Raw genomic sequence first — 4,675 nt, forward strand, 5'->3', positions numbered from 1 at the left:
TGTCAGTGTCGTAGTGGCGGGAAGAATAGAGATTAATTGCACCACCTTGGGCTAATCCTCGGTTGCTTTTTCCTAGTTCGGCGATCGCCACAGTTGCCATTGCTGTGCCTGTTCCTAGAAATACTCGTCTAGTTATTTTCATTTTTAATTTTCTCCTTGTTCTTTCTCTGTAAGCAGGTATAGGTAATTACCTCATACTGGCTGATTAATTTTAATGATATTGCAATTTATTCTTAATAAATTTAATCCTTTATTGGGATTAATTTATAAAAAATTTGGCTCTACTCGTGAAAGCCTGTGATAATTTGACCTGATTTTGTCTATAAAATAGTGACTTTCACAATTGATAAATGTTTCTGGACACTAACTAATTTAACTCAGAATTTTTATTGCAGCACAATTAAAGAGATTTGTCAAGTAGTTATTGATAAATTATCTCTATCTCTTATTTAAGAAAATATATAAACAATTGTTGTATTTGCAATGACAACTGTCTAGTTAGGGGCGATCTCCCATCAGAGTTTGTTATTTAGGTACACAGTAGTGTCGTGTCAAGACGAAAATTGTGTGTTAGGAGCAAAGACCTCTCCCCCCTGCCCCTCCCCCTCTCCTGCTCCGAGAGGGGAGAAATTCCCCCCCAACGCTAGCACTTAAGGGGGTTGGGGGGTTAGGTTTTTTTAACTCACATTTTCAAACTTGACACGGCAATACTACAAACAAAAACCTTTTTATCACTAATTATCCGGACATCATATAACCATGGTTAGTCCCTACAAGGTTTTGGTTGTGATATCAAATCCGCTTGCTTTGGAAAATAAGGTTCTAAAAGAGGCAAAAACTATAAGTTTGGTAAGGGTTTGGTGACCAAACCCCTACGGTATTGAGTTGTACCGATAATACCAGATTTGATATGAGGATATGTGTCATGTATCTGAAAAGCACTGTAATATGATTGTTTTTTTTCCCAAATCAATTACCAATGCCAAAAAAAGAGTTTCACAGAAATTATGTCTGTGAAACTCTTAAATCAATTCAACTATTAACTTGGCTTAAACTGCTTGATTTGCTATTGCTAATATCTAGGAAGAGAATTACTTCCCATTGAAACCTCAACTCAAGAGAGATTAAACAATGTCTCCACCCATATTGTTCTGATAGTCAAAGAGGTTTTTAGTTTCAATAGGATCGCTATCACCTTCAAAAGCATTTTGAGTCATGTCAATCACTCCACTTACTGAGTATTCATAGCTAATCTCAGGATGAGCTGCATTCAAAATACCTGCGGATGAGTGACGTAACAAGGCTTGGAAAGACTCATCATTACCATTCGCATTCAAAGCTTCAAGTAATTCTACACTACCGTTGTCATTAGTATCAATCTCGCTGATTTCATTAGCAGAGAGTCCATCAAGTAAATCAACGCCAAAGATATTTTCATAATTGTCAGTGGAGGAATATCCAGTAGGAGTCCAAGATTCTTTTTTGCCAGAGGCATGATTCTTCCAGAAACCAGGGGTTAAGCCTTGACCACCTGTGTTACCTCCTCCTGTAAGGGGATCGGGATTAGTGTAATGACTTTTGTCTTCATCACTTACAGAACCAGCGGTTACAGTTCCAATGTTGACGTAATTACCGATGGTGGTGTCACCCGCTACAGAAATATCAAGTTTTCTCAACTTGAACGCATCATGATTGTGGTCGGTACGGGCAGCAATAACCAGGGTATCACCTTTTAACTCATTAGCATTAAAGTCAGCCCAGCGATCATGGTTATTGTTATAATCATCGTTATTTTCTTTAGTGAAGTCATTTAAGATATCGTTGTTCAAAAGTGAGATATCTTCTCCATCGCGATCGCCTATCCAGACTGTGATATCGCTACCACCGCTAACATAATCTAGGAATGCGCGATCTACAATTACTTCTTCCTCAAACTCAAAGAGGATATAATCATTACTACCACCATTATCTACTAGGTGACCGGAACCGCTTTCATTCTGGTTGGTAACTCCTAAACCACTGCCATAAGCTCCAAGGTAAGCTTTTTTCCAGTCTCCACCACTCTTATTACTGCTGAATGCGCTGACATCTACTGATACACCATTTTGAGTAAAGTTACGGACATTTCCGTAAGGACCTGTTGTGTAACTGTTACCTGTAAGGTAGAAGGTGATGTCTTCAGAACCGGTAGTAGTAGTCAAATCTTCAGCAGTGCCTGTCTTTGTGTAAATCCAGGTTTCACCAGGGTCTAAGATGTTATCTTTATTTCCATGTTGTTGGGGATCGACATCGGTGATATCACCTTCTTTGTCGTCAGTAACCTCAATTTCACTTTGAGCAAAGGGTACATCACCAGTGTTGGTTACTTCATAAGTCCAAATAACCTCTTCACCAGCAGCGATTTCTTTTGCTTGCTCTGGAGTATCAGCATCTACAGCATCAGCAGGATCAGCACCTACAATGTTGGTAGACTTTTCAATGTCGATACCAGGATTTTGAGGTTCTGGTTCTGGTTCCCCTTCAGGATTAGTGTAATGACTTTTGTCTTCATCACTTACAGAACCAGCAGTTACAGTGCCAATGTTGACGTAATTGCCGATGGTTGTGTCACCGGCTACAGAAAGATCCAGTTTTTTCACCTTGAAGTTATCGTTAGTACCATCTGTTTTCGCCGCAATAACCAGGGTATCACCGGTTAACTCATCAGCATTAAAGTTTGCCCAACGAGCTTTGTCACTACCGCCACGGCCACCATTGTTATTTTCCTTGGTGAAGTCATTTAAGATATCGCTGTTCAAAAGTGAGATATCACCATCGCGATCGCCAATCCAGACGGAAATATCGCTATCTTTGCTGATTGAACTAAGGAATGCGCGATCTACAGTTACTTCTTTGTCGAATTCAAAGAGGATATAATCGTTGCTAGTACCATTATCTACTCGGTGATGAGAACCACTTTCATTGCGGTTAGTAACGCCTAAAGCACCGTTATAAACTCCCAGGTAAGCATTCCTCCAATTTCCACCACTCTTATTACTGCTGAATGCGCTGACATCTACCGATACACCATTTTGAGTAAAGGTACGAACATTTCCGTAACTACCTGTTGTGGAACTGTTACCTGTGAACTTGAACTCAATTTCTTGGGAACTGGTTGCAGTGCTTAAGTCTTGAGCGATTCCTGTCTGCTCATAAATCCAGGTTTCACCAGGAGATAAGATATTATCTGGATCGTCACCCCCTTGGTCAGTAATGGTGGTAATTGTGCCTTCTTGGTCGTCAGTTACTTCAATCTCAGATATATCAAATGGTACATTACCAGTGTTCGTTACTTCATAAGTCCAAGTAACTGTATCACCAGCAGCAATTTCTACTGCTTTATCTGGAGTGTCAGCATTCTTTCTCGGAGCATTTGGACCATTAGTGAACTTCTCAATGTCGATACCAGGGTTTTGAGGATCTGGTTCGCCGTTAACATAGTGACTAGGATCGGAATCTTCGACACCATCAGCAACAACTGTACCGATATTTTTATAGATACCATCACCTATGCTGTCAAAATCTAAGCCAGAAATAGCACCACTACCAACAAGGTCAACTTCTACCTTGACAACATCACTGTCATCAATATCTAAAGTTTGGAGGCTACCATCACCAGGAGCAGGAATTGCAGTAGTAGTTACATTCCCATCAACATCAGTAGTGCGAACTTCACCACCCGTTTCCTCAATATCTACGAAGTTAATAGAGTTGAGTTCGACTGGATTATCTAAGTCAAAGGTAATTACGCCACCATGAGCCTCGTCATCAGGATCGGAACTGTCACCATCTTCGGAAATGATTAAGATGTTACCTTCACTGTCTGTTTTTAAATCATCATCTTCACCAGTTGGGTTAGCACTATCAAATATCATGGCTTGATTTGAGCCACCAGTTGCAGAGATAGTTAAACCGAGAGCAGAATATTCTGTGTCAATGACTGTCCCCGCGTCTAAAGGATTACCTTCAGCGTCAGTTTCAAAATCAATAACGGTGTTAGTAGCAGTAGACAAATCTTGAGCGATTCCTGTCTGCTGATAAATCCAAGTTTCACCAGGGTCTAAGATGTTATCTTGATTTCCATCTATTTTGTCAACGATGTTGGTAATTGTGCCTTCTTGGTCGTCAGTGACCACAACTTCACTTTCGTTGAAGGATACATCACCAGTATTGGTTACTTCATAAGTCCAAGTAACTGTCTCACCAGCAACGATTTCTGGTGCTAAATCTGGGGTGTCAGCATCTACAGTGTTGGTAGACTTTTCAATTTCGATACCAGGATTTTCAGGAGCATCATAACCAAAGTCTTGCTCAAGGTCATTTTCCCCAGGGTCTAATTCCACCATAGAACCATTGTCTAGGTTAGAGTCAGGGTCAGCAGTTTGAACTAAACCATCTAGAGCACCATTATCATTGAGAACTTCTACTTGATAGTTGCCTGCTTCTAAGTCTTCAAACAGATACTTACCATTTGCATCAGTAGTTTGAGTTCCGATAACTACATCATCCTCTGTACCGAATATTCCGTCAGCTCCTTTATCGGTTAACTTGACTTCTACTCCAGAGATACCTGCTTCTCCATCGTCTTGGTTTCCATCAGCATTATCATCGCGGAAGATAGTGTCACCGATAGAAC

The 4,675-nt window shown here is 40.4% G+C and carries 1 protein-coding gene; it reads right to left on the bottom strand.

The features are described 5' to 3' along the window. Positions 1-1,124: 1,124 nt before the first annotated feature. A partial coding sequence (locus F6K22_RS12915) for a DUF7507 domain-containing protein (protein ID WP_293097997.1) occupies positions 1,125-4,675 on the bottom strand: 3,551 nt, incomplete at its 5' end.

The sequence above is a fragment of the Okeania sp. SIO2F4 genome, assembly GCF_010672385.1.
GTDB lineage: Bacteria > Cyanobacteriota > Cyanobacteriia > Cyanobacteriales > Microcoleaceae > Trichodesmium.